Below are 26,710 nucleotides of genomic sequence, written 5' to 3' on the forward strand. Positions count from 1 at the left end.
AATTTCAGTGAGCGCCGTCAACGTGTCAACAAGACATGCTGTATCTGACTGTCATGCTGCTATGACCGATTCTCATGCGGCTAGCGGATAGGGCGACGCACGCTATTCGGCTACTACCACGTGTTCGACAAACCCACGCCGATGGCAGATGCCGGAGTTCACCAGCGCAGCCACGGGAATAGCGCACGGTCCAACATGACCTTCACCAGCGCAGGCAGCTCGCACGGAACCAACCCTAAGCACGCCAATCCCAGTACCTGGTCATGCCGATCAGCGCGCTGCGTGCAGCATCGTTGGCGGTGACCGATTCGTGGATCGGCTAGCGCGGCAAGTGGGCCTGGCTTCCCGACTTGCGTTTCTTTCGTATGGGATCGGCTATCTCAAACAATTCGTTGAACCAAGGTACGTCTGTCATCGACATAACGTCGCTTTGGCTGACCGATCGACCTGCGACATACCGGCGGTCTTTATACACCACCCCGTAGGTCATCGCAGGTCCGACCCGGCGGATCCCAACGAGCTGTGGGGCTCCTCCTGACCCATAGTCGCGGCCCTCGGCAAGCGATTCGCAGAAAGCGCTGAAGACGGCCCGACTCGTGTCGCGCGCAGGGCTGGCATCCCAGAGTTGTTGCGCCTTGCGGATTTCGCTGGATCCGCTGCCTGCTATGTGGAGCGATGCGGAGTGGTCGGGCATTGAAACCTCGGAGAGCTGCCAGCTGTCAGCGCTTTTCGAGTAGGTCAGTACTGACAGCAGCAGACGCGCCGACATACCGTTGCCAGCTCGACTGCCGATCACAATGCCAAGGTCGCGGCGCTGACCGTCCGGGTAGTCAGACCACAGGCCACGGATTGCGTGCTCGATCGCTTGATGCGCGCGAACCCCAGGTGAGGACGCGACCATCCCTCGATCGACCTGTTCCTGCACCAGTGGCAGGGCAAGTGCCGGGAACAGGACGTCACCCCAATAGCCGAATATGAAGGGCTCTTTGGTGCACGCGAATGTCTTACGCCCTTGGTCCCATCTCGACGCGCCAGGAGCCCACGTCACCCGACTGTCAGTCGCGATATAGAGCGATGCTGTTCCGCGCGAATCTACACCGGCCCATACGACTACGGACGTCATGCATCTACCTTGACATCCGGGACCGATGGACCGCACTCTTGCTAGGCAACTCCTGGGACCGGTCCCAAGCCGGTACGAGGCGTCCCTGCGGATGTGTTTCACCTCCGCACCCAGGTCATCGGGAGGCCGGATACACAATCCGGCCTCCCCTCCTCCGATGTGATCGGACCACACGTCCGCACTGCCACTGGGCACATGGTCATACAACTGCTGTCTAACGAATTCCGGCCCTATGAGCCATTTGTTCCGGTCGGATGTTAACTCGCCTCCGGTGTCCAGGATGGGTGTTCGCCTGGCCGGTGCGGCAGCGCTGGCCGAGCCGGTGGCGGGCGCGGTCAGGCTCTAGCGTTGTAGGGCTTGCGTTTCTCGGTGTCGACCGTCGGTGATCAGCCGGTTGCCTGCCAAGAGGCGTTTGACTGCGATCGAGATCGATTCGGGCAGTATGGCTTCCATGGTTCCGGCCAGCGCAGCCCAGCGCGGGACGATGATTTCGCGGCGCCTACACCGACCTACACCCAGCTCCACGGCCTCGTCGCCCTTATCATCACCGACGCCGCTCCCGAAAGCCGCTGACGCCCCACCGCCCCGGGCGAGACGCCCAACGGGGATGCACGACTGACTCTCCGACTGGCGCACCCGACGCCCTTTTCGTCACGGCATCACCCACTTCGGACTACACGCCTGCTACGCCGCCCACGAACCGAAAATGCCCCTGGGCGTTACCCCAGGGGCATTCAACAATGGTGGTGCCGTTACCGCCGACATCGAAACATGCGGCGTATCTCCGTGCCCCAGCGCCGAACAGCTCTTCGACAACACTGCCCGCCCCACCGCATCGCGCCCCTCATGACCGCGACTCCAGAGCGGACAGTTCGACAGACCAGATCGCTGCTGGCCCAACGCAACAGCTTCGAGGCGAAACCGGCCATCATCGCCAGCTCGTGATGACCGCACACCGCCAGCACGATGCCCAGCCACTCAAAAACACCCGCAATCAGCTCGATCGAAGCACGCGCCGGGCCGCCGTAGCGAACCACATACGCATCAGTTGCCCCGCGAACCCACCGACACCGGGGACTGATACTCGCCCAACAACGACGCACCGCGAACTCGAAACCCCCGCGCGCCATTTCGCAGTAGCGCCGCAGCAACTCGGCGACCATGCACCGGCGGGTGGATCTTCCATCCGACTCGCGCCGGTCATCTGAACAGTGCGCCATCACCGGACGCCCCTTTCCTTACTGCGCGACAACGTATTTCGATGTCGCAAGGAAAGAATCAGCGATGCACTCGGCCCCCGAATACGCCCGCGCCCAGCCTCGGCGATCACCAGCCAACTCGACGCCGAGTCCGTACAGTGACCCCACAGACGCGGACAAACGCGGACAAACGCGGATATTTCGAGGCAGGAGTGGTGTGTGGCCCGGCTGCAGATGCCCCCGATCCCGCCCGGACCGCTGCGCGACCTGATCGGCACGTTGTTCGAGTTACACGGCAAGGCCAACTGGCCGAGCATGGACGCCATCGCCAAGGGCATAAAAGCCAAGGGCATCAGCGTCGGCAAGACCTCGGTCCACCAACTGTTCGTCTCCGGCGAACTCCCCAGCCCCGATCTACTGCTTCAAGTCACCGAGTACCTCGCCGAAATAGCATGCGAGCGGAAGACCCGGCACAACGAGACCGTCGATGACTGGTGCGACAAGATTGACGACCTGTTCCAGACGGCGTTGCGCGACGAGATCTACAACTCCGCCACTCTCGCCACCACCGTCTCCTCGCCTGCCCACCCTGCCGAGTCCACTGCCGCCTTGGGCACCCCCGAGGAGTTCACCGGCGCCGTCACCACCATGGGCGCCGCCTTGCCCGACCGGAATGCCTCCGCCGCAGTGCTCACCGGGATCTCGAACTACACCCACCCCACCCTCGGTCCCCTCCCCGGAACCTCCGAACAAGTACAGCGCCTCCATGATCTGATTACCGACTCCGACGAACCGGTCTTCGATCCGGCGACAGTGGCATTCCTCGACGCGCCGTCACGGACCGAACTCCTCGATGCGATCGCACGAGCCACCGAATCCGCAGTCGATACCGTGTTGTTCTACTTCGCCGGACACGGCCTGGTATCCCGCCGCGGCGAACTGCTACTCGCCGGACCCGAAACCGACCCCGATGCCGAATACACCGCCATCGCCTTCCAAGACATCCGCGACCTGATCACTGCCAGCAAAGCCAAACGCACCGTGGTCGTCCTCGACGCCTGCTACTCCGGGCAAGCCACCAAAACCCAGGGCGCCCTAGACGGCCTGTCCTACATCCCCACCAGCCTCGTGCTGACAGCCGCCGGCCCCTACCAAGCCGCCCTCCGAGACGACGACGGCCCCCTGTTCACCCGAACGCTCAACAACATCCTCGAACAAGGAATCCCGCACGGCCCCCCAATACTCGACATCGAGATTCTGTACCAGGAACTGCGGCGGCAGGCCGAACAAACCGGGGAATTCCCGATCCCTCACCTCGCAGGTCAAACCGGTACCCGCCCCCTCGCGCTGGCGCCCAACCGCGCAGCGTCCCACCGACTGGAACCCAGCCGAGCGAACCTCATCACCCAATACAGCACAGTCACCTCTGATATCCCGAGCGTGGCGCGACCGCCGCAAGCGCGGGCCCGCCGGACACGGGCGGCGATCATCAGATCCGCCGCCGTTGAGTTCAGTAAAAGCGGCTATGCCGCCGCATCGCTCAACCGCATATTGGAAGGATCTCGGGCGACCAAGGGCGCCATGTACTTTCAATTCGACTCCAAGGAAGAAATCGCTCACGCGGTGATGTATGCCGCGCGCGACCGCTACCGGACATCGACCGAACGATGGCTCACCAGAAACGATCTCGGACCGCTTGACGCGCTGCACGGCATGATCGACGAGATTGCGCTGCGGATGCAGAGCGACGTTATCGTCCAGGCCGAACTCCAGCTCATCATCGAGCCGGAGTTTTACCGCGATTTCCCGGCTAGCGGCGGGCACATCCTCGCGGCTGCTATCCGGCTGCTGGTGGTGCGAGCCATCGAACACATGCACCTCAGCCCGGACTCTGATCCGGATCGCATCAGTCGGACACTGGCGGCCGCCCTGGCCGGACAGCGCTACATCGCCGATGTTTCGGAAGGGCCGATGGATCTGCGGTCTCGGTTCGCCGAGACGCTCGAGGTGATCATTGAAGGCGCCGCGACAGCGGAGTGGATGGAGGAATTCCGTCGCAACGGCTGGCGCGCCGACGCGCGTCTCGATGACCTCCACTCCGATGCCACCATAGCCTGAGGAACCGAGCACAGAACCCTACTGCGCAGCCCGCGTAGGGGCTCTCGCGGTCGTGGGCCACCCATCAGGCCCGGCGAGGACCTGGAGCGCGTCGACGCTGTTCGGTCGGGGCGTCGACCGCGATCCAGGCGAGCATCGCGACGGTGATTCGGTGCAGGGCCAGGCCCGTGGTCGAGGACAGGCCAGGTTCGATCAGGGATTGAAGCACGGTGGCTCCTACAGGTCGACGCCCGTGGCACCGAGCACAAAGGCCGGTCTGCCGCCGGTGTAGCGTGGCGCCGCGCGTAGCGATGCGCACTATTGGTGTGCAGCAGACTCCACACCGTCTTCCCATTCCAGCGCGCGAGCGCACCAGTGGCAGTGGTGATTTCGTTCTCATTGAGGTACGCGGCGATCCTCCGATAAGACAGCCCGCGTTTACGCAGCACCAGCAAGAGTTCCAGCAGGCAGTCACCGACAGTGATCATCGAATCGGCCGATAGCGCACCACCGCTGGCGGCCCGCCTACCCGGCTGGATATTCGTCCGCGGGATCCGAAATCGCTGCCGCCGCGAGCACTCTGGCGACAAACTTCGCCTTGCCGTTGGTATAGGCATCGCGATCGACTGGATTCTCTCGCGCTAGACACGCCTTGAACTGCTCATATTCCTTCGCCAGTGCCGCGTCCTGTCGCAGAGCGTCCCGGAAGGGTGCGTAGCGCCTGCGCCCGCGGGTGCCCGTGCACGACGACATGCAGATGATGAGTCCGATGTTCCGGACGGGGCCGCAATAACCACAACCGTCTGTCCCCTTGCGGGTACTGGAGCCAATACAACCAACCGCCCATAGACGGTGCCGTCACCATCTCGCTCGGCAAGTGAGGCGACCGGAGCGAGCATATCCACGACGGGCTTCGACCGCAGTCCGGGAACAGCTGTCGATCCAGTGTGCTCGACTGGCTCCGCCAGCCACCTCGCCAGCACCATAGACACCCGGTCACGTTGCCCGATGAAACGAGCCGACCACTGCGGATCGTGATCGACCAGTCCAACTTTCATGTCTGCCACCCCAGGTCACTAACCGCGCGGCGAGCAATCGCTGCATCGATCGAATCAACACACTCACCTGCATAAATACTTCCGATTTCCAATAAGACCCGGCGATAACGTCCGGCTGGCACCTGTACTACCGTGCCCCGAACGAGCCGATATTGCGGTGCACGGTGGCACGCATCGGCGACGGTATCGATTCCCGCGGGCACGGCGGCTACATCGTCGCCCCCGGATCCCGTACGCCCCACGGGGATTACACCGTGGCCGAGAACCGGCCGGTCGCCGATCTTCCCGGCATGCTGATCGCTCTACTCCTGCCGCCACCGCCGCCTCCGCCACCGACCGGTGGCTGGAGCAGGTCGGTTGCAGTCGCGCCGGATTCTTATCTGGCGGCGATCCTTGCCGGGGAAGCCGAGCGAGTCGCCCGCGCGCGGGTGCACCTGCGCAACCACACCCTGTTCCGCTCGGCGCTGGTCCTCGGGCGGCTCGTGGCCGCCGACGAAGTCAGCGAACACCACGCCCGCACCGTCCTGTTCGACACCGCCGCGGCCCACATCGGCGTGGAGGGATTCACCGCCGCCGAAGCGCACCCCACCGTCAGCAACGGATTCCGCTACAGCCGCGCACGCCCCCGACGGCTGCGCCACTAAATCCCCTGCCATCGGATCAGGAGACCCATCGTGCCCGAGTACTACGTCCGCTGGGAGATCGACGTCAGCGCTGACGATCCGGTCTCAGCAGCGTTCGCGGCGTTCGACATCTATCGTGCGCCCGACTCGAACACCACTGTTTTCGACGTCATCGAACCCGACGGCGACACCTACCGCGTCGACCTCGACGATGCCCCGATCACAGCACACCTGATCAGAAAACACGCGCGACCACGACCGGTGGCGCGACGTCTGCGCCGGATATTGCCCGCGCGGGCGCGCCGCTGGGCTGCTGCCTGCTGCACTGCGGTGTCCACCGTCTTGCAGCAGCACGGCTGTTCACCCGAATCCCGCCACACCTCGAACTCGTTCCAGGTAGGCGAGACGGCGGGCCCGCACGCCGACTTCTCTGCGGTCGTCGTCGATCGGGATCGCCTCACCGTCGGCGGGGCATGGTTCGACGCCCTCCTCGGCCGTGACTGGGCTTCCCGCCACCACCGGACATCGCCTGAGCGGGGCCGACTTTCACTCCACAGCAACATCCATTCCGCCTGGATGGGTGAGGGCCGCCCGCTGATCCTCACCACTCCCGTAAGGCGACACACCGCCGGGCGCGTGCACCCCTGATCCGCCCCGCCGGGAGGCCACTGCGTCTTCCTGCCGCGGGGTCGACCCAACCGGTCGCATTCCTCGAGCCGAGCGGCCGGACCCGGCACGGCCAACCTCCGGCGAACCGCACCCACCACCAACATTGCGAAGGAGACGAAAGCCCATGCCCGACAACACCGACGACGCCGAGTGGCCAGCCAGCACCGAGACACCCTCAATCGCCGGCCCGACCTATAAGGACCACACGGCGGCGGACAGGTTGCATGTCGATGATCCCGGGGAATTGATTGTCGCGGTGCCCGCGATGGTCGGGTTCGTACCGCAGCGGTCCCTGGTAGTCGCTGTGCTGCGGGATGCACCGAATCCGAAGCGCAGTCCGATCATCGACGCGGTACTGCGCTTCGATCTGCAACCCCGCGGCAGGAGTCAGCGTCGTCTGACCACGGCGTACGCACAGGCTGTGGCGCAGATCTGTGCCGCGGAGGGGGCGTCGCAGGTGCTCGCGGTGATCGTCGATGATCGGGTGCGTGAACCGCGACACAGCGCGACGGTTACTGGGCCGTGGGCCGCGCTCGTCGCCGCGTTCGCGCAGCGGCTCGCACAGCAAGAGGTGTTCCTCGAGGGCGCGTGGGCCGTGCGTGCGATCGAGAAAGACCAGCGGTGGTGGAGCCTGCTGGAGGCGAATCGTCGTGGGGTGCTGCCGGACCCGGCGGCGTCGATGGTCACCGTTGCGCATGTACTCGGCGGCCGCCCGATCCGCAGCGACCGTTCGGAGCTGACCGATCTGGTCGCCCCCGATGACGACCTAGTCGCGCAGGTGACCGCCCTTCTCGACAGCGCCCACGCTCGCGCGCACGAACGCTACGAGACGGCGGTCCGGCGCGGTGATCCCGACGGATATCACCTGCGCGCACTCGAACTCGTGTTGTGGCAAATCGCCGACACCGACTCCGGTGGGGCGCTCACCGCCCCGGAATACGCGGAACTGGCTGCCGCGCTGCGTGATCGGACCGTGCGCGACTCGCTGTTCGCCCTAGCCATCGGTGAGCACGCCGCCACCGCGGAAAACCTGTGGGCCGCACTGACGCGAGCATTGTCGGGCAGTGACCGTGCTGATGCCGCAACACTTCTCGCCTACAGCGCCTACATCCGTGGTGACGGCCCCCTTGCGGGCGTCGCCCTTCAGGCCGCCCGCGACGCCGACCCCGCACACTCCATGGCGACCCTGCTGGAAACAGCGCTACACACCGGAATGCGCCCTGACACCCTGCGCCGGTTGGCCTCCTGCGGCCTGGGGATCGCCGCCGACCTCGGCATCGACCTCGGCACCGATCCGATGAGCTATGCGGCTCCAGACCACACCGCACTGTAGTGATCGGTAGCGCCGCTGAACTCGTGGCGTGGATCCGAGTGAACCTGCCCGCGCTCGATGAGGACCGGTTCGAACCCTGGCACACCGGATCCCCGGCACCCGGCGCGCTCACAGCGCGTATCGAGGTGCGGATTCACACACCCGGAGCCCGTGACCGCGTCACCAGCATCACCCTCACCGCCGCACCCGTCGGCGACCTTCCCTCCTGATCACCGCCCCGAAGTAGTCGCCGCCGTCGACGCCACGACCCGCACACGTCCCTGACCAGCGCACCACGCCGTGGTCGCACACCACATCCCCCGTGAATAGTGAAGGAGCACCCCGATGGCCGGAGACACCGTTATCACCGTGATAGGCAACTTGACCGCCGCCCCGGAACTTCGTTTCACCCCGAATGGTGTGGCGGTCGCTGATTTCACCGTCGCCTCGACGCCCCGCTTCCGCGACCCGAACAGCGGGGAGTGGAAAGACGGGGAGGCGTTGTTCCTGCGCTGCAATCTCTGGCGCGAGGCTGCGGAGAATGCCGCGGAGAGCTTGACCAGGGGCTCGCGTGTGATTGTGGCTGGCCGGCTGAAGCAGCGCCGCTGGCAGACCCCCGACGGCCAGAACCGCACCGTCGTTGAGCTCGAAGTAGACGAGCTCGGCCCGTCATTGCGCTTTGCCACGGCGAAGGTCAACCGCGTCAAACGGGGGACCAACGGCGACAACGGTTTCGGGCGCTCGGCCGCTCGCGCGAATTCCGATGACCGGTCCGGCGAACTGGTGGGCGCGGCAGCAGCCGCCAGCCGCACCGGCGGGACCGACGACCCGTGGGCGGTGAACGGCGCGGGCTCCTTCGGCGGCGGCACCGGCAACGACGACCCCCAGTTCTGATCTACCTGCTCACCATACGGTGCCCGGCGGTTGACGCCGCCGGGGCACGTGTCGTCCGCCGAAGCGAATCCCGCTCTGTCCATTCCACTTTCGTGATCAGGAGCCGATGTGACTATGACCTTTCCTTCCCGCACCGCGATCGCGGTGACCCCGTTGCTGTCCGATATCGCTGCCCTCGCCGAGCTGATCGACGCCGAACCGTATCGGGCGCGCCTGGAGTTCCGCCAAGCGCTCAACGGCGTCACTGCCGAGGACTGGGCGTTTTTCGGACTCATCCACCGGGCCTTCGCCCACAGTCCGAAAACGGCGCTGGCGCGGGTGGTTTCGATAGCACGCGCTCGCATTGGAGCACCCGTCACCGAGCGCGGTGAGGTCACCGACGGTGATACCGGTCTGTACGCGGCCGCTGACGCCGTCGAGGTGCCGGTGGAAGTCGAACTGGGTCGGTGGGCGCGGACCCCGGTCCGTGATCTCGCCGATGACTTTCGCCTGCACGCGATCCCGACCGAGGCGACCGAGGCGGCCCGGACGACGCCTGAGGCGATCGCGCGCCGCCGCGCCCGCCACACGCTCCGGCCTGTCGGGGCTGTGATGCTGCGCCACCGTGCCCGCGATGAACGCAGCGCCGCACGTCGCCGCCGTGGCGAAGCCGACGCCGATGCCTACTTCGCGGATCGTCCGCTGTTGGTGGCCTGACCCCGGTCTCGCGAAGGAAGAACACAAGCGGGGTCGGGTGGGGTAGCCGGGGTGTTCGTCTGGTCGTGCGCCCCGCCTGACTGAAGGGCTACCAGGGTGGCGCGCGCCGCGCCTGCGTGCCCGCGCCCGTGCGTGCACGAATTTCCCTCCGGCGCGACGCCTAGTGGGCTGGGTGTGGGTTGGGTTGTGTGCGCGGGAAATTCGCGCCCACCCGAGGTTGGCGCGTTCCCTCCGCCGCGTCGTTCACCACCCTGGTCGATCGCCCTTCAGGCGGGTCACCCGACCAGCCGCCCACCCCTCGTGTTGCGAAAAAGCGCACGCGATCTCTCGGGTGGTTTCCTTTTTCCTCGCGAGACAGGACATTCGTCATGCCCAGTGCTTTTCTCGATGCTCTGTTCCACCTGGACCTGCTCTTCCACCTCGACAGCCCGCGCCTCGCGCGCGAGATGTTCCCCGATGTGCTCGCTCTCGCAACACCGGACGAGCGTGCGTTCCTCGACGAGCTCACCGACACCTTCACCCGCTACCCCTTCCAGACCGCGCACAAGCGGCTCGACGCGATATGGAAGACAGCCGACGCCGAACGCCGGGAGCTGATCAACCGCTGCGCCCCCGACACCGACCCCGGCCTGCACACCCGGGAACTGCCCGAGATCGTCGAGGTCTCCTACACCGCCGCCGAACTCCCGCCGATGCCGGTGCGTGACCGCTACCGGCCGCTGATCACCCACCGCGTCCCGTCGCGAGCCACCGACGCCGCCCGCAACGCCCCCGACAAGGTCGCTGGGCGCACGCACGCCCGCCCGGTCCCCACGCCGAGCATTCCTGGGGATCACCGTGCCCACCTGCTGCCGTATGCGATCGCGACTGAGGCGGTCATCACCGGGTACGTGACCGGCAGCATGTTCACCGACGGCACCACCATCGCCGACCCCGACGCGGCACCCGAACCGCAGCAGCGCCCGATCGAGGTTCCGGTGCCCGATCCCGACTCCGAGGAGGAACGCGCCAAGCGACAGCGCCGTCGCTATGCCCACGACCACGCCGACGCCACCGAACTCTGGGACCGCGTCTACGTCAACTACGTTGCGGGCCAGTACGACACCGAGCATCGCGCCGCCTGGAGCGCCCGCCGCGACCGCGACGGCGAGCACACCGACCAGATGTTGGACGAACGCACCAGCGACTACGTCGACAGCCACGACGACACCGCGCCGCGGGGTCCGCGTTCGCGCCGACGCGGTCACGGCGGTGCGCCGCGGCCCAGCGGCCGGATCACCGAGGACGAAGCGAAGGCGTTCGCCGATGCCCGCACCGGGTTGCGGGTGCGGGACGACGCACGCCCGGAGATCCCGAACCAGGGCAACGGCCTGGACTACGACGACGCCGCGATGGTCCCGCTCATGGGATGGCGGTGCGTGTCCTGCTTCATCGAACGCCCCATGACCGACCAGCGCCCCATCCACATCCGCGACGGACAGTTGGTCTCCGATGATGGGCTCTGCGATTCCTGCCGCGCCGACGGACAGCCCGGGATCGCGGCACTGCCCGAGGAGTTCACCGTCGAGGACTTCGTTGTCTCGCGTTGTGAATTCCTCGCCGCCACCTACCCTGCCGCTGCGCACGCCTTGATCGTCGAAGTCTGGCACCGGGCGGCACCGCATCCGATCTGCCGCCACATCACCCGCTTCCTCGCCACTCATCCCGAGCTGACCCCGAACCCGGCCAAGCCGCTCCAACGCGCCGCCGAGGTTGCCGCCACCGAGGGAGCACCGCGTCCCCGGGCCGCTGTGCGGAAGGGGCGGGTGAGGTTGGGTGCCGATCAGCGTCACGGCCGCTGCGATGGCTGCACTCGCTACGCCGTCATCCACGCCGACAACTACTGCCTCACCTGCCGCATCGACCTCGGCCTCACCCCCGCCCGCCCCCGTCAGTCGCAGGCGGCCTGACCCGACATCGGCTGTCTCGCTGTGATCGCCGGTTCGCCGTGGCTGCCTCGCGCCCACGGCGGACCGGTCCACCACCCCTACCTTCAGGAGTCCACGTGATGCACCGAACCCCGACCGGCCTACGCCGTCTCACCCGAATGCTGCACCGCGCGTTCACACAACAGCGTCGTCCTGTCACCGTGCGGGTGTTCCTCAACCGCGACCCGCACTCCCTGCTGCACGGCTACACCCCCTCTGCGCCGCTGGTCCTCGCCTACGAGTACGCCGTCCCCACCGCAGGTCCCTCTGCCGACGCGATGATCCTCGAGCGCGCCTTCGCCGCGTTCAACGGCCACCCCGAGCACCCCGACGACCACGCCCACGCCGACGCGTGGGCCGACACACGGCTGCGGTCCCTGTCGGTCGGCGACGTCGTCGCCATCGACGACCGCCACTACGCCTGCGAGTCCGCCGGGTGGACGCGCATCACCGCGCCACTCGCCTGAGCGCTCGCACCGCCGACGGCCAGGGGCCGGGACCGCGCGTATGAACCCGGCCCCACTCACCAGCACCCTCCCGACCACCATATCTGCTCACTCTCCACCCCAACACTTCTCACCACATCACCTCACCCTCATCCACCCACCCGCATACCTCACCTCCTATACACTTCTTCTTCTACTACTCACCTCCTCCCCTCTCTTTTCCCCTTTCTCACAACCAGACCTCTTGCATCGAGGGCACGATCTGGGACTATCGCCGGAAATATGACAACGTCGCGGCGCCCCAGGTGACTATCGGGAACTGTTGCCCTGCGACACTCTTGCACCGATTCCAAGATTGTTGACGCATCATTTATCGTTCTCCAGCGCCCACAGCTGTCACAATTTTATAACGTCCAGGGGTTTTGTTTGATTTGCCGATAATTAGGTGAATTGCGAGTCTGGCTTTTATCGTGGATGTGGTGCTTGCTGGAGGTATGACCGCGACACTGCATAAAGTCGTCGCAGGAAATGGCTATCAGTATTACCTGCGTAATGTGGCCGCGAATGATGATCCCGCTCGCGGCCGGTCCAGCCTGGCCGACTATTACTCGGTTCATGGGGAGTCGCCGGGGCGTTGGCATGGTACGGGGTTGGCGGCGTTGGGGATCGGGCTCGGTGATGAGGTCACCGAGGATCAGATGAAGTCGCTGTTCGGGTTGGGTCGTCACCCGAACGCCGACGCCATCGAAGCGCGCGTGTTCGATGAGCAGATGGATGCGGGTGCGAAAATCAAAGACGCCTCGCGCGCGGCCGATAAAGCGTCGAAGTTGGGGCATCCTTTCCGGGTCTATTCCGACGTCACCGAATACCGGAAACGGTGCGCGCAAGCCTACGAAGAACACAATACCGCGAACGGTTCAGGCCTCGATGACACTATTCCCGATGACATTTGTGCGCGAATCCGCACCGAAATCGCGACGGAAATGTTCACCGAACAGTACGACCGCGCTCCCTTGGATGCGCGTGAATTGTCGAGCTGGGTGGCACGGAACTCGCGTCCGAAAGCGACCGCTGTCGCGGGTTTCGACATCACTTTCAGTCCCGTCAAGTCCGTCTCCGCGCTGTGGGCGCTGGCACCGAGGGCGGTCGCGGAGAAGATCGAAGACGCCCACCACGGCGCGGTCGAGGTGGCAGTGCGATGGCTGGAACAGCACGCGATCTTCACCAGGCTGGGGCGCAACGGTGTCCGGCAGGTCGATGTCGAGGGCCTGGTTGCGGCGGTGTTCACGCATCGAGAAAGCCGTGCCGGTGACCCGGACCTGCACACGCACGTGCTCATCGCCAACCGTGTGCGCACACTGGATGGGCAGTGGCGAACCCTCGACGGCGCGATGATCTACCAGAACGTGGTCACCGTCTCCGAGATCTACAACACCAGCTTGGAGCTGTTCCTCGAGGACATGGTGGGTGTGGAGTTCACCGAACGGCCCGGCCTGGACCCGTCCAAACGCCCGATCCGCGAAATTGTTGGCATCCCAACACGGTTGAACGAGTTGTGGTCTGCGCGTGATGCGGCGATCACCAAACATCTCGGACGGCTCACCGTGGAGTTCCAACGCCGCCTCGGGCGCGAACCGCTACCGGCGGAGATGTTCGATTTGATGGACCGCGCGACCCTGCAAACCCGTCCCGACAAACACCTCATGCGCTCACGAGCTCAGCAGCGCAGCGACTGGCGCGCCCAAGCTGTCACATTGTTGGGTGGGCGGGAGGAGTTGGCGCGGATGGTTTCCGCCGCCCTGAATCCGGTGCGGCGGGCGCGTGCGGCGGTCGGTGGGGCGTGGATCGCGCGCACCGCCGCGACGGTGGTCGAGACGGTGTCGGCGCAGCGTTCGACGTGGCAATACCACCACATCCGCAGCGAAACCGAACGCCAAATCCGCGGACACATACGCCTCGGTGAGTGGGAACGCGTCGCCGAAGCCGTCGTCGCCGAGGCGCTCTCACCAGGTGAGGTAGTCGCGCGTGGAGATCCCGATATCGCCGACGAGCCGCGACTACAAGCGGTGCCGGTGATGTTCGCCCGCCGTGACGGCACCAGCGTGCACACCCGCGCCGGGTCTCAGGTCTACACCTCCAAGCACGTACTGGGTGTCACCCAGCAGTTGATCGACCTCGCCGTCCAACCCGGAGGCCGCCAAATCCCTTCCGCCACCATCGAACAAGCGGTAGACGCATACAACACCACCCACCCCGACAAACGGCTCAACGCCGGGCAGATCGCGGCCGTGCATGGGTTCGCGTCCTCGCCGTTGCGCGTGCACACCATCGACGCCCCCGCCGGCACCGGCAAAACCACCGCCATGCGCGTGCTCACCGACGCCTGGCACGCCAGCGGCGGCACCGTCCTCGGTCTCGCCCCCACCGCGGCCGCGGCAGCGGAGTTGGGTACCTCGATCGGGGCGCGGGTGGAGACCGTCGACAAACTCCTCGACGTCCTGGGCCGCCACACGCCGACACTAGAAAACCTTGCCCGCGAAAGTAATCGACCACCACCATCACTGCCGCAATGGGTCCTACAGATCAACAGCGACACGTTGGTGATCGTTGACGAACACATCAAGATCGGGAACCTCAAACGGCTGCGCCTGCTCCAATTCCTGGCCGGAAGGGGCGCGACGATCCGCTGCCTGGGTGACCCGAAACAGTTGCCCTCGATCGAGGCCGGTGGCGCTCACACCGACATGAACGACGCCACCAACAACGGCGCGCTCACCCTCAGCCACGTCGTGCGCTTCGCCTCTCTTGGCGAAGCCTCGGCGAGTTTGCTTTTGCGGGAGGGGGATCCGGCCGCGCTCGGGTTCTACCTCGATCACCGCCGTATCCACTCTGGCTCTGCCGCTACCACCCACGACGACACCTACACCGAGTGGATCGATGACCACTTGGGCGGTCGCGACAGCATCATGCTCGCGGCCACCCACGACATCGTCGGTGAGCTCAACCAGCGCGCTCGCCAGGATCGGATGGCTCGTTCCGGTGCACCGGTCGGGTCGGAATGCGCTCTCGCTGACGGGCTTTGTGCGTCGGTGGGTGACACGATCCTGTCCCGCCGCAACGATCGACGGCTGCGTGTGGGCGATGCGGATTGGGTTCGCAACGGGTATCGGTGGATAGTTTCCGGCGTGCACGACGACGGCAGTTTGACCGTCGCCCAGTTGCGTTCGGGTCGCGAACGCGGTCACATGGTGACACTTCCCGCGCAATATGTGCGCGAGTTTGTGCGTCTCGGGTACGCGACAACGATCGATTCGGCGCAAGGAGTGACCGCTGAAACGTGTCATGTCGCGCTCACCGGATACGAGTCTCGCGCGCAGTTGTATGTCGCGATGACCCGTGGCGCACACGCAAACCACGCCTACGTGCCGACCACTTTGGACGGTAGCGAGACGTCGTTTTATAGCGAGCCTGCGGTGTTTCCGCGCACCGCTGTCGAAGTCCTGTTGCGCATTTTCGGCCGTGACGGCACGCAGAAATCCGCGCACACCGAGCTGCGGGACACACTGAATCCGTTCCGTCGTATCGGCCGCGCGGTCGATATCTACCTCGACGCGATCGGTATCGCCGCCGAAAACGCCCTCGGCAGCGACGGACTCACCGCGCTCGATGCCGCGGCTGAAGCGCTGCGTGCCGGGCTTACCGACTGCCCCGCCTACCCGATATTGCGGCAGCATCTGGCCATCATCGCGCTCACCGGAGCTGATCCGATCACCGCATTGCACACTGCTGCGGCGGTGCGGGAACTCGATACCGCCGACGATGTTGCTGCCGTGTTGGATTGGCGCCTGGACCCTTCCGGTACGCATTCGTGCGGGGTCGGGCCGCTGCCCTGGACACGAGGGCTGCCTCGCAGCCTGGACGAGGACACCGATTCCGGGCAGCTCGCGGCGCGAGCGCGGATCGTCGCCGACCTCGCCACCGCGATCCGCGCCGACGCCCGAGACTGGACCGCGGCCACAGCACCGTTCTGGGCACGCCCCCTCATCGGTAGCGACCCACAACTGCTCGCCGACCTCGCGGTCTGGCGAGCCTCCCTGCATGTCGATGACCGCGACCTGCGCCCCACCGGACCCGCCCGGCACACCGTGCTCGAACGCGAGCATCAAGAGCTACTGAACACTCGCGTCACCGAGGCAGTGGGCGATATCGATCGGCCCGTCAACAAGTGGTTGCCCGTGGTGAAACAGCTCGACGAGCGCATCACCACCGACCCCTATTGGCCTACCCTCGCCGACAAACTCGACCTCGCCGACCGCGCCGGAATCGACATCCAAACCCGCCTCCGCGACGCCGCTGCTCTGCGACGCTTGCCCGACGAAATGCCCGCCGCCGCATTGTGGTCACGCCTAGAACTCGAACCCTCCGCGCTCGACGGCGACCGCGGCGACCGCGATCTGCGCCCGCCATGGACCACGGAACTGCACGACATCCTCGGCACCGACACCGCCGACCGGGTCATCAACGATCCGGCGTGGCCGCGCATCGTCGCGGCCATCGACCGCGCCACCGGCACCGACTGGACACCTAATGAACTCCTCACCACCGCACACGAACTCCTCCAAGCCGCCCAACCCGACCACACCCACGCCCTACGCCCCGACCAACTCGCCAGCGCACTCGCCTGGCGCATCGACGCACTCCTACGACACAACCCCACCGACAACGCACCTAACGTCGATGCCGAACCCAGCGTGCATGTCGACGCCGAATCCGACCGTCCGTCCAACACCATCACTGGGGACCATCCGGAAACACACCCCCACAGTGGCGATTTCGAGACCGAGAGCGTCCCGGTCGACATCGGCGAAATCGCAGAGTTGATACGGACCGGCCAGATCCGTACCGCTGTAGCTGCATTCCGCGAACTGACCGACAACGCCACCGACGAACAACACGCAATCATCGAACGAGTCGCGGAAACCCTGTACCACTACGCATTTCCCGTTGCGCTCGCCCGGCTACGCCGCGCCGCCGACCAATTCCCCGAGCATCGCGCACTCATCGAAGCCTGCACACCCAGCAGCGATCCGCACGTATACCAACCAGCCACCCCCGCCGCACCCACATATCGCCGCAACCGGCGCCACGAAGCCGCCCGCGACAACCCCACCCGCACGGAGTCGAGCCGACCCGACACGATCCCGCAGCCGATCGACGAAGACACCGCAAAAGCGGTCGAGGACTACCTCGATACCCGCGCCAATATCGACGACAACCCCTTCGATCAGTCACTACCCGAAGGAGTTCCCCACCACTACAACCGCGACCTCATCCCCGAATCACAGCCCGATGGCTACGTCCTGGACTACGACCTCGCCGCCGTTCCCGACAGCCACGGCCTCAGCTGCGTGGGCTGCGGACTCGAACGCGCCCACATCGACACCACGCCGATCTCGTTGCGCCGCAGCGATGACGGACTCTGCGGCGACTGCCGCGACAACAACGAACCCGCCATCCCCGACCACGACCCCACCGACCACATCCAAGCCCGCTGCGACCACATCGCCGCCACCCACCCACCTGAAGCAGTCCGCGCGATACTGCGACGCGACTGGCGCGCCAGCGGACCTGTCGGCCGCGCGCAAATCACCGCATGGACCACAGCTCATCCCCTCCCTGAACCAGTCACCACACCCACGCTCGACGCACTCGGAATCCTCAGCGAAACCGAACTCCAACAAAGCATCAACGACCTCCACCAATGCATCGCACTCGCCGACACCGACGCAATCATCTACAACCCCAAACCGAACCATCCCGACCCCCATGACGACGAACCAGTCCGCCATCAACAACGAGCACGCCAAGCCATCCACAACGCCCACACCAGCATCCGCGAATTCGAAGACGCCGAACGCGCCGTCCGCGCCCTCACCACCCAAATCAACCGAGCCAGAACCACACTCGCAAACACACCCGTCTACCGCCGTAACCAACGCCGCACCCTCAACACCCAGATCACCAGCCTCGAAACCGAACGACAACGCCGCACCAACCTCAGGGACTCCGCACGAACCACCGCCCGCAACGCCCAACGTCACGCGCTACAGATCGCCGGCCCCGCCGAAGAATGGGAACAAATCCTGACCGCCGACACTCAGCCTGCCTCCACACCCACCACCCCACAGCCAGCCAACATCGACCCAGCCGAACAAGCCCACGCCGCCCGCATCGCCTACTTCGAACAACAACTCGAACAGTTGCTATCCGAACAACACCGACGCACCCAACTGAACCCCACCGAAGCCGCCAGCGAACAACAACTACGTCAACAACTCAGCGGGCCCGACGACGAAAGCTTCGACTACTTCGACGATCCCGTCGACATCAGCCAGATACAACAGGAACACGATTTCGGACTGTGAGTGAGCGCAGCGCGAAACCGTTGTGACGCTTTCACCGGAAATTGCCGACCGACAGGCGCGTAAACCCAACGTGATCTTCCGAACAGATGTTGCCAGGTTCGGGGTTCCGGTAAGTTCGAAATCGGCTCTGGGCCTCGGACTTCGATGATCGCGGTATCGTCCACAGTGGCTCGGCGATCACGCGGGCGAAGCGGGGGCAGTCAATGTACACGGAACTGACACTGTCGATCATCGGCGCCGACCCCGGTTGGCACATGGGGGAACTAGTCCGCTGGTTGCGTGCAGAGCCAGAACTGCGCGGAAAAGTCACCGTGACCGACGCGGTTCCGAATCCCGGCGACATGGGTTCGCTGGTCGAGCTGGCCACCGTCGCGGTCGGCGGTGGCGGGGTGTTATCGGTGCTGGCTACATCGCTGAAGACCTGGTTCGCCCAGCCACGGCATTCCGACATCCACATCGAGGTTCGCAACGTCAGTGGGCAGTCGGTGATTGTCGACGCTGAGCGTGTGCCAGATGTGGCAGCTTTGCTGCAAGCGGTCCTGGACGCCGACGGGTGAGCTGAAGCGGCGCAAGGGAATGCCGAGATGCGGTTACCGGATCAACAGACCTCGCATGCGGTCCTTATCGGGATCGACTGCTATGAGCATCTGCCGGATCTTCCGGGTGTACATGCAGGCGCGGCCGAGCTGCGTGATGTGCTCAGCGATCCAGTACACGGATCGCTGCTTGCCGACTACTGCACCCTTCTTCCAGAAACCGCCTCGCCATCGGCAATCGGCCATGCGGTCGCGGCGGCGGCGGCGCAGGCCCGCGATCTGCTGCTGATCTACTTCGCCGGGCATGGAGTGCTCGGTCCCCGGCGTGGCGAGCTGCATCTGGCGGTGGCAAATACCCATCCGGACCGTCCCGGTATCGGTGGCGTTCCATTCGAGGCCTTCCGCGACCTCTATGTTGACAGCCCCGCTGCTGCCAAGGTCGTGATCGTGGACTGCTGCTATTCCGGACGCGCACTCGGCGTCAACCAGTCCGCAGACAGACAGGGCCTGCTGAACGAGATCGTCACCGAAGGCACGGCCATCCTGACATCCGCACCGCCCAACGGGATCTCGAAGAAGCTCGACGCCGAGACCTACCCCGCCTACACCGGTCGTCTCATCCGCCTGTTGAGTGGAGGCCTGCCCGGCGGCCATGAACTATTGACTCTGCCCGCCCTGCACCGGCAACTCTGCCATGAACTAACAGCAGTCGGGCTGCGTCAACCGCAGGCCGACCTCAACCCCCTGCTCGACCAACTCGGGTTGATTCGCAACCGATCCCGATCGGGCGGTCCCTCACTCGAGCTGCAACTGCGTCACGCCATCCGGTCCGGGCAATTGGTGCTTCACTATCTGCCTGAAGTCGATCTGCGCACGGGAGCACTGGTGGCCGTCGAGGCCCTGGTGCGATGGAATCATCCCGACCGGGGACTGCTCTTGCCGTCGGCCTTTCTCCGTGCCGTCGAAAAGGCCGGTCTCGCACCCGAACTCGGCTGGTGGGTCATCCGCACCGCCTGCACCGAGTTCGTCGGGTGGCGGACGCAGGGGCTCGCGCAAGACATGACGCTGCGGATGAACATCTCGCCTCTACTGCTCGCGGAACCGGAGTTCGTCGACACCCTCGATGCGGTTATCCGCCGCACCGGTATCGAAGCCGCATCGGTATCGATCGAACTCGCCGAAGACGCCGACACCGACTTCGAGTCAGCTGTCGCTGTCGTCCGCGGTCTGAAACGGCTCGGAATCAAAGTGGGCATCGGTGGATTCGGAACGTACAACGGCTCGTTAGCGATGCTGCGGCAGCTACCAGTCGACTACCTCGAGATCCACCACTCGTTTGTGCTCCAACTGGAAGCCGACAATCAGGACGCGATGGTGGTGCGGGCCATCATCGGCCTGGCCGCAAGCTTCGGACTAGTGGTTTCGGCTGCGGGAATCGAAACACCGGAAGCCGCCCGAATACTGGTCGAGCTGGGCTGTTTTCGCGGACAAGGTTTCCTCTACTCGGCCCCGATACCCGGCGAAGACACTCGCGCTCTTATTGCACGCGACGGATTCATCGATAACTTGCCACGGCCGATGGACTCTGGCCAGCACGCCGAACCGACCTCCCAATAATCGCCATTCGCGACATAGCGCTGCCGTGCTGAGAGAGTCAGCACACCCGTGAGCCTGATGATCACAGTCGACCGCGGCGGATTACGCGGCGATCCAGGTTCGTTCGAACTCATCCTCGCTGATCTCCCACTCCGCCAAATCTGGATCCCACAAATCGATCGGCGGATTCAGCGGCCAGTCGTCTGGTCGACAGGCTTTCCCCGCAGTGGCCGAGTGTGTTCTCGGATCGGCATGGAAGCTGAGTACCTTCCCCCCAAACCTGTCAGAATCATCTGTGTGCCAAGGACTCCCACGATACTGCACTGACGGGCGATGCAAGCGTGGACTTGACAGATGTGGCCAACTCCGCCGTGCACCACGCGCGGGTGCGGCTGCGGCGGCCCCCAACCATCGCAACGGCGCGGTGCCCGATCGCCGCGACGCCAAACAAGTAGGCCTCAGCCGACTGCTGCCTGGATTCGCCCGCATCCTCACCAGCGCCGCCTAGTTCCTCTCGTCCGGCGGACACTTGGCGATTCCCCTGCGCACCTGTGGCGGCAGTACCCTGAACTGTTCAACCTGGCCGCGAGCCGGATCGCCTGCGTGGCTCTGGCCAGGTTGACCCCCTCGTCGAGAACGCCGCTTCGCGCTACGCGGGCGATTCGCCAATGGGGAGCAGCTCAACCGCAAATTGAACGGTTACCTGGTAGTCCTCCCTGATCCGGCCGTCGCCGTCGAGAATCAGAAAGACTCTTCCTGCCCAAGCGATCTCGTCGGTGTCAAGGGTGACCACCTCGATCGTGAACATAATCACGTCCTGATGGACGCTTGTGTCGCCAGCATGCCTCACCCGGTATTTACCGCTCGCGCCGAACTTTCCGTAGATGTCGGTGACGCGGGTGTCGAGCTCGTCGTGCCCAGAGAACCGAACACCCTCAAGGTACCCAACACCATCAGCAGCCCAGAGATTGGCGATAGCGGTACGACGTAGCACGGGGTCCGGCTGATTCCAGATCTCCGCGTAACTGTTGGCGATGCCCATGAAATCTGCTGCGTAGCCGGTCAATCCGGTTGTCTCCGCCATCAGTGCCCTTTCTACCGTCCGGTGGATCACTGCTTCCGCGATCAGGTCGCTATGGCCAGACGTCAAGCCGGAACCAAGCCCACCAGAACCTTAGTTACGGAAAGCATTGTCAGACACCATCATCCGATACGCCCACCCAAAAGCCAACCCCTAAAACCACAAACCGCCGCGCCGAGCCCGAACCTGTCGTCCAGGCGCTTCCGCTGGGTTCCAGCTTCGGCGAAGGCTATGAGTGCTTGTGTGGGACAACGACTCTGCAGTCAGACAGTAGCGAGATAACAAACCCCAGATGACGGATGCGATGAACACCTTCCAAGGAGGCCCTGGGGATCAGGAAAGTCCATCGTCAGCCCGGCGCTTCCACGGCCAAGTGACTGATGGAACACGCCGACGGCTTTCGCGAAACTCGTTCCCTCAGTCTAACCTTCACCAGCCCTTACGATTTCAACACCAAGCTCGGCGACTGGGTCAACGAGGTCAACCAACGCAAGCACAGGCGCCGCGGCTGCCGCCTAATCGACCACGGGGCCGCCGATCGCAGCGCGATGGTCAAGCCGCCACCTATTGACCCGATCGTCGATTGGCGCCTATCCACGCAACCACTACCTTCGCCCCGAATCCAACGAATGCTCGGTGTATCCCAGCGCGATGGGCCGCAAGACATCCGCGCCGATCCATATCAAGTCGTGATTGCCTGCGCAACAACTAAACTCGGCCAACATCAGTGCCATTGGGCCAGCCACCAGTCCATCAACGATCCCGCCCCTGCCGCTATGGCCGCGCAGTTGCGGCGATCTCGCCGCTTGGCTGCGGTTCCAGTGCTCGACACCTCCGTCGAGAACCGTGATCTCGCTGATTACGAAGGGTTATTCTCCCCTTCACCGCGAAGGGATCGCCTGATAGCCACCGAGCCTCGATCAATGGTGCCGCAATGTCGGCTCCGAAATCGACTCTCTGGCGAAAGCTCTCAGGGCATTGTCCGTCTCGCACAGTCGACCGGCTTGCCGAACGTGCTGTGAAAGCTGGATCCACGGGGAATGCCTCGCCGCCTGTTTGCAAGGCGAGGCCGCCGCGCGCGAGGCTCACAGTGGTGAGGGCCGCATCCACGCGGCCCGGTTTCCATCACGAAAGTCCCTCGAAGAGTTCGACTTCAACCACCATCCCTCGCCCAAAACACGACACCATCATCCATCTGGAAACCCCCGAGCCTTCGTCACCGCCAAAGTGAATCCCGCATTCCTAGGCGCGCCCGGAACCGGCGAGACACCTCTGCCGATCACCTTGCCGTAGATCTACAGCACTCGGCTCCCCGGTTCCACCAGCATGGCGATCTCATCTGGAAGAGATTGTCGTTGCCCACCCTTCATGTGTCCTGAACTTTCCTGTTACAGGCCTAGATCCGCCTCGAATGCGGCTGTCTCAAGCCGATGCTTGATAGTAGCCATAAAACGGTTCGCGTCGGTGGCGTCGACCAGCTGACGATCGTAGGTCAGCGGCAGGAAAGCCATCGAGCGGATTCCGATGAACTCGCTGCCGTCATCGGCGATCACCATGGGCCGCTTTACAATCGCGCCGATACCCAGCATCGCCAACTGCGGCGGCAGCAGGATCGGCGTGTCGAATAGGGCGCCCTGGCTGCCGATATTAGTAATAGTGAACGTGCTGCCGACCATCTCATCGGGCTTCAGACCACCGGTACGGGCCCTGTTGGCGATGTCGGAGATGGCCCGGGCCAGCCCTGTGAGCGACAGGTCGTTGGCATTGTGGATAACCGGGGAGAGCAGGCCTTGCTCAGAATCCACGGCGATGCCGAGATGGACGGCCGAGTGGTAGGTGATCTCCCCGGCCTCTGGGTTGTAGGAGGCGTTAATGTTCGGGTGCACACCCAGCGCCTCGACCGCTGCTTTGGCGAAAAACGGTAGGAAGGTCAGGTTCACACCCTCACGCGCAGCGAATGCTTCCTTCGCCCGCGATCGCAGGGCTGCGACCTTGGTGAGGTCGGCCTCGTGCTCCTGGGTCAGCTGTGCGGTGGTCTGCAGCGCCTCCCGCGTCTTGGCTGCAATGATCTGGCGGATGCGGCTGGCCTTCTGCGTGGTGCCACTCAGGTGCTGCAGTTCGGGCCGGGAACTCGTAGACACGGCGGCCGGGGTCTTCGCTGCTGCGGCGGGTGCCGCCGGGGCCTGCAGGGCCTCCGCGGCGGCAACCACGTCCTGCTTGCGGACGCGGCCTCCGACACCCGAGCCCTTCACCGTGGACAAGTCAACACTGTTCTCGGCTGCCAACTTACGGACCAGTGGGGTCGTGTACGGGGTGTCACCGTTACCCGAAGGTGCCGGGGCCGGGATCGATGCGGGCGCCAAGTTCCGAGCGGGTGCTGGGGCTTCTACCGCGACTCTAGCCGAGGTAGAAGCCGGAGCCGGCCTAGTAGCTGCCGAAGCAGTGGCTTCGCCGATCACACCCAGTTCACCACCGACCTCGATGACGTCGTCCTCATTGGCCACGATCCTGGTAAGCACACCTGCTGCAGGTGACGGAATCTCGGTGTCCACCTTGTCGGTGGATACTTCGAGGAGGGGCTCGTCGACGTCGACCGCGTCTCCTTCATGCTTCAGCCACCTAGTCACAGTGCCCTCAGTGACGCTCTCACCAAGGGCAGGCATCCGGACTGAGAAGGCCATATCGGTTGACTCCTTCAACTGTTCGACGGGTCTACACCAGACGTCTCTCGCCGGTGCGCGCCGCCGGTCGCGGCATACACCCGCACGCCACTGATCATTCTATGTGGCAACAGAATCCGTGTGGTTCACGTTCTAGATCACCATCTTTGCATTCGTCGCCATCACACGCGACGCAGGGCAGTGTGTGACGGCAGAGCCCAGCTAGGCGTGTTCTGCACCCATGCCTCAAGCAGGGGCAGGCTCTGATCGATCTCGAGTTGCATCTGCCCAAATCGTGGATAGGTAATCAGGATCGTTGCCGTGGGCAGCCGTGCCCGGTGAAGTCGATTTTGCGACGAAACAGGTTCTTGCCCAACAGATGCTGGGGCGAGCTCTGGATGCCGAAAGCCCTGCCGATGGGTGGCCCGGCCCAGGACGCGGCATACGGTGGTGATTCGAAGTTCCGGACCTGGCTCAACGACGACCGGATCGGGTATGTGGTGGCCGTCCCCAGTGGCATGCCGATCGTGCGGCTGGCCGGTGATTCACGCATAGACCGTGTCGTATCCGACGCGCCGACCGATGCGTGAAAACGCCGCAGCCGCAGGGCGGGAGCCAAAGGCCCCCGGATGTTCGACTGGGCCGTGGCCACCTTCGGCTCGCTCAGCGAAGCCGGCGCCGGATGGCGGCGCTCGCCACTGGCCCGATGCTCGCTGACCTGCAACGCCAAGGGCGAATTCGAGATCGCCGCCTACTACTTGTGCGGTGGCCCAATTGGAACCAGCGACGAGGAAACAATCCGCATCGCCGGCACCCGATGGGCCATCGAGGATTGTTCCCTGACCGCGGAAACCTATGTAGGGCTCGACCGCTACGAGGTCCGCCGCTACGACGCCTGGTACCGCCGCCACATCGCTATGGCCATGCTCGCCGGCATCTACCTCGCCGTCACTGCCGCGAAATCCCAAAAGCATTGGCAGCGGCCTCATCCCACTCACTATCGGAGAAATTCGACGTTGTTGGCACACCTGATCGCCATCACCGCACCCCTCGATCGGGATCCGACGATGGTCGACCTGGCGACGCGGACATCAATACTCGCCCACTACCAGCGACGCCAGCGCCTACATAACTAAGCGCGGCTGGAGTACTAGCCATTGCACTCAGATTATCGAGGAGCGGATGGACTATCTGCCGACGAGATGGCTACAGCCCACATCTATTCCCCGACGAGCGGTGACCTCCAGTATCGGCGACAGGAGCCCTCGTACGTTAAGTACGCACTACGGGATCCGTGTGGGGGCCGTCCGCAAGAGCCGTCCCCCACAGCCATTTCGATATCTCCACATCAGCTTCTTGAGCGTCCCAACCATTCCTCTATGGCATCAACAACCTTACCAGCATCGCTCGATACCATCGAAAAATGGTCCGAATCTACCACCGAGAGCGTTTGTGCATTCGACCAAGGTTTGGCGATTATTCCGATATTTACACCCTCAAGTTCCAGTTCGAATACCGGCTCCCGACACTGCACAAAGAGCGCATCATGGTCTTCTGCGACGTAGTCGAGCTTCGATAAAAAATCCACCCAGGTGATAGTCGCGGTTAGACTTTCAAAGCTAAGGCCGCCTTCGAATTCCTCCCTGAGAGTTCTGTTTGCCATTTGATCCATAGGGAGATTTTTCCCTACTTCCATTTCGAAGGTATCCAACAGCACTATACCTTCCAGTTTTGACACACAAGACCCTGCGAGCCGTTCAGCTGTGGCATACGCCAGATGCCCAGCAGAAGAGTGCCCAACCAGAATAAATGGCGCGTCGCCAACTACCCCTTCTATCGATTTAGCTACCGATTCTATCGCTACATCAGACGATTCCGGCAGCGGTTCTCCCGGCTTAAATCCCAACAACGGGACACTCCACACTCGACGGCGTCCACTAAATATCTTCGAAAGATGTGCATGCTCGGCCACTCCACCGAAAACCGGTGTGCACACAAAAACAACCTGCGGCACAGTTGGTCCATCACATAGCATAACTGGCTGCGGACCCGTCACGGCGTCAGACGATGCAAAGGTTTCCCGAAGGCATGTGGCAGCCCGGAGTAAGTCATAGCCTGCATCCATTTTTCCAGATCGCAGCGCCGCCCTAAAGAGCCCGCCAAGTGTATCCAGAGGACGCACTTTCTCGACCGATGAACGTTCAATATCAAACTCGCTCCTCAGATATTCCGCAAAGGAAGCAATGTTCTCCTGATCAAATATCACCATGGGAGACAATTCAATTCCGGTGGCTCGGACGAGGTAGTTTCTTAATTCGACGGCGGTGA

Annotated in this window: 24 protein-coding genes; 17 read left to right on the forward strand and 7 right to left on the reverse strand. The window is 64.0% G+C overall.

All coding sequences use genetic code 11. The annotated features are described in order from the left end of the window. Positions 1–319: 319 nt before the first annotated feature. Positions 320–1,123, reverse strand: a complete 804-nt coding sequence (locus ON44_RS36480) for a hypothetical protein (RefSeq protein ID WP_157187485.1) — start codon at positions 1,121–1,123, stop codon at positions 320–322. A 357-nt stretch (positions 1,124–1,480) separates the two neighbouring features. Between ON44_RS36480 and ON44_RS50900 the strand changes: the two genes are divergently transcribed. Further along, positions 1,481–1,696 carry a hypothetical protein gene (locus ON44_RS50900; protein ID WP_157187486.1) on the forward strand — a complete coding sequence of 72 codons (216 nt, stop codon included), beginning with the start codon at positions 1,481–1,483 and terminating at the stop codon, positions 1,694–1,696. Positions 1,697–2,541: 845 nt separating this feature from the next. After that, positions 2,542–4,440, forward strand: coding sequence for a caspase, EACC1-associated type (locus ON44_RS53840; RefSeq protein WP_083898367.1), 1,899 nt, complete (start codon positions 2,542–2,544; stop codon positions 4,438–4,440). A 64-nt stretch (positions 4,441–4,504) separates the two neighbouring features. On the opposite strand, the gene ON44_RS50905 is transcribed toward ON44_RS53840, so the two are convergent. From ON44_RS50905 to ON44_RS54250, 3 genes are all read right to left on the reverse strand, one after another. Continuing rightward, positions 4,505–4,648, reverse strand: coding sequence for a hypothetical protein (locus ON44_RS50905; protein WP_157187487.1), 144 nt, complete (start codon positions 4,646–4,648; stop codon positions 4,505–4,507). A 296-nt stretch (positions 4,649–4,944) separates the two neighbouring features. Continuing rightward, positions 4,945–5,115, reverse strand: a complete 171-nt coding sequence (locus ON44_RS54245; RefSeq protein WP_373283266.1) for a GrpB family protein — start codon at positions 5,113–5,115, stop codon at positions 4,945–4,947. Beyond that, complete coding sequence (locus ON44_RS54250) at positions 5,061–5,477, reverse strand: GrpB family protein (RefSeq protein WP_373283267.1); 417 nt, start codon at positions 5,475–5,477, stop codon at positions 5,061–5,063. Before ON44_RS54250 ends, ON44_RS54245 begins: the two co-directional genes overlap by 55 nt. A 122-nt stretch (positions 5,478–5,599) precedes the next feature. On the opposite strand from ON44_RS54250, the gene ON44_RS52170 reads away from it, so the two are divergent. The 11 genes from ON44_RS52170 to ON44_RS47370 all read left to right on the forward strand — a co-directional run bounded on the left by ON44_RS52170 (position 5,600) and on the right by ON44_RS47370 (position 20,662). Next, complete coding sequence (locus ON44_RS52170) at positions 5,600–6,121, forward strand: bifunctional DNA primase/polymerase (protein ID WP_281005330.1); 522 nt, start codon at positions 5,600–5,602, stop codon at positions 6,119–6,121. A gap of 30 nt (positions 6,122–6,151) precedes the next feature. After that, on the forward strand, positions 6,152–6,748 hold the full coding sequence (locus tag ON44_RS36505; RefSeq protein ID WP_040699053.1) for a hypothetical protein: 597 nt from the start codon (positions 6,152–6,154) through the stop codon (positions 6,746–6,748). 145 nt (positions 6,749–6,893) lie between these two features. Further along, positions 6,894–8,102, forward strand: a complete 1,209-nt coding sequence (locus tag ON44_RS36510) for a DUF4192 domain-containing protein (RefSeq protein ID WP_051182841.1) — start codon at positions 6,894–6,896, stop codon at positions 8,100–8,102. Beyond that, complete coding sequence (locus tag ON44_RS36515; RefSeq protein ID WP_040699054.1) at positions 8,102–8,311, forward strand: hypothetical protein; 210 nt, start codon at positions 8,102–8,104, stop codon at positions 8,309–8,311. The genes ON44_RS36510 and ON44_RS36515 overlap by 1 nt, the downstream gene beginning before the upstream one ends. 115 nt (positions 8,312–8,426) lie before the next feature. Beyond that, positions 8,427–8,975 carry a single-stranded DNA-binding protein gene (locus ON44_RS36520; protein WP_040699056.1) on the forward strand — a complete coding sequence of 183 codons (549 nt, stop codon included), beginning with the start codon at positions 8,427–8,429 and terminating at the stop codon, positions 8,973–8,975. A gap of 114 nt (positions 8,976–9,089) precedes the next feature. Continuing rightward, positions 9,090–9,671: a hypothetical protein gene (locus ON44_RS36525; protein WP_040699058.1), complete on the forward strand. Its 582-nt coding sequence runs from the start codon at positions 9,090–9,092 to the stop codon at positions 9,669–9,671. A 368-nt stretch (positions 9,672–10,039) separates the two neighbouring features. Further along, positions 10,040–11,620: a hypothetical protein gene (locus ON44_RS36530; protein ID WP_040699059.1), complete on the forward strand. Its 1,581-nt coding sequence runs from the start codon at positions 10,040–10,042 to the stop codon at positions 11,618–11,620. Positions 11,621–11,715: 95 nt separating this feature from the next. Then, positions 11,716–12,105: a hypothetical protein gene (locus tag ON44_RS36535; protein ID WP_157187488.1), complete on the forward strand. Its 390-nt coding sequence runs from the start codon at positions 11,716–11,718 to the stop codon at positions 12,103–12,105. A 473-nt stretch (positions 12,106–12,578) separates the two neighbouring features. Continuing rightward, positions 12,579–18,509: a MobF family relaxase gene (mobF, locus tag ON44_RS36540; protein WP_051182842.1), complete on the forward strand. Its 5,931-nt coding sequence runs from the start codon at positions 12,579–12,581 to the stop codon at positions 18,507–18,509. A gap of 203 nt (positions 18,510–18,712) precedes the next feature. After that, a complete protein-coding gene (locus tag ON44_RS36545; RefSeq protein WP_051182843.1) occupies positions 18,713–19,066 on the forward strand; it encodes an effector-associated constant component EACC1 in 354 nt (117 codons plus the stop codon). A 27-nt stretch (positions 19,067–19,093) separates the two neighbouring features. After that, complete coding sequence (locus ON44_RS47370) at positions 19,094–20,662, forward strand: EAL domain-containing protein (RefSeq protein WP_051182844.1); 1,569 nt, start codon at positions 19,094–19,096, stop codon at positions 20,660–20,662. A gap of 628 nt (positions 20,663–21,290) precedes the next feature. Here ON44_RS47370 and ON44_RS36555 read toward each other — a convergent pair. Next, complete coding sequence (locus ON44_RS36555; RefSeq protein ID WP_051182845.1) at positions 21,291–21,725, reverse strand: hypothetical protein; 435 nt, start codon at positions 21,723–21,725, stop codon at positions 21,291–21,293. A gap of 377 nt (positions 21,726–22,102) precedes the next feature. On the opposite strand from ON44_RS36555, the gene ON44_RS50915 reads away from it, so the two are divergent. Together ON44_RS50915 and ON44_RS54255 are read left to right on the forward strand one after the other, a co-directional pair. Continuing rightward, positions 22,103–22,744, forward strand: a complete 642-nt coding sequence (locus tag ON44_RS50915) for a hypothetical protein (protein ID WP_157187489.1) — start codon at positions 22,103–22,105, stop codon at positions 22,742–22,744. Between the two features lie 34 nt (positions 22,745–22,778). Continuing rightward, positions 22,779–23,015, forward strand: coding sequence for an ATP-binding protein (locus ON44_RS54255; protein WP_373283265.1), 237 nt, complete (start codon positions 22,779–22,781; stop codon positions 23,013–23,015). 95 nt (positions 23,016–23,110) lie between these two features. Here the strand turns inward: ON44_RS54255 and sucB are convergent, their stop codons facing one another. Further along, positions 23,111–24,403 (reverse strand): 2-oxoglutarate dehydrogenase, E2 component, dihydrolipoamide succinyltransferase, encoded by a 1,293-nt coding sequence (gene sucB, locus ON44_RS36560; protein ID WP_083898369.1) that lies wholly within the window; start codon positions 24,401–24,403, stop codon positions 23,111–23,113. Between the two features lie 377 nt (positions 24,404–24,780). Between sucB and ON44_RS50920 the strand changes: the two genes are divergently transcribed. Both ON44_RS50920 and ON44_RS47375 read left to right on the forward strand, forming a co-directional pair. Next, complete coding sequence (locus ON44_RS50920) at positions 24,781–24,972, forward strand: hypothetical protein (protein WP_157187490.1); 192 nt, start codon at positions 24,781–24,783, stop codon at positions 24,970–24,972. Between the two features lie 39 nt (positions 24,973–25,011). Beyond that, a complete protein-coding gene (locus tag ON44_RS47375; RefSeq protein WP_051182846.1) occupies positions 25,012–25,518 on the forward strand; it encodes a hypothetical protein in 507 nt (168 codons plus the stop codon). A gap of 212 nt (positions 25,519–25,730) precedes the next feature. Here the strand turns inward: ON44_RS47375 and ON44_RS49005 are convergent. Continuing rightward, positions 25,731–26,710, reverse strand: a 980-nt coding sequence (locus tag ON44_RS49005; RefSeq protein ID WP_218007727.1) for an alpha/beta fold hydrolase, incomplete at its 5' end; no start/stop codon positions are given.

Origin of the sequence: Nocardia vinacea NBRC 16497 (assembly GCF_000308835.1) — a bacterium.
Lineage (GTDB): Bacteria > Actinomycetota > Actinomycetes > Mycobacteriales > Mycobacteriaceae > Nocardia > Nocardia vinacea.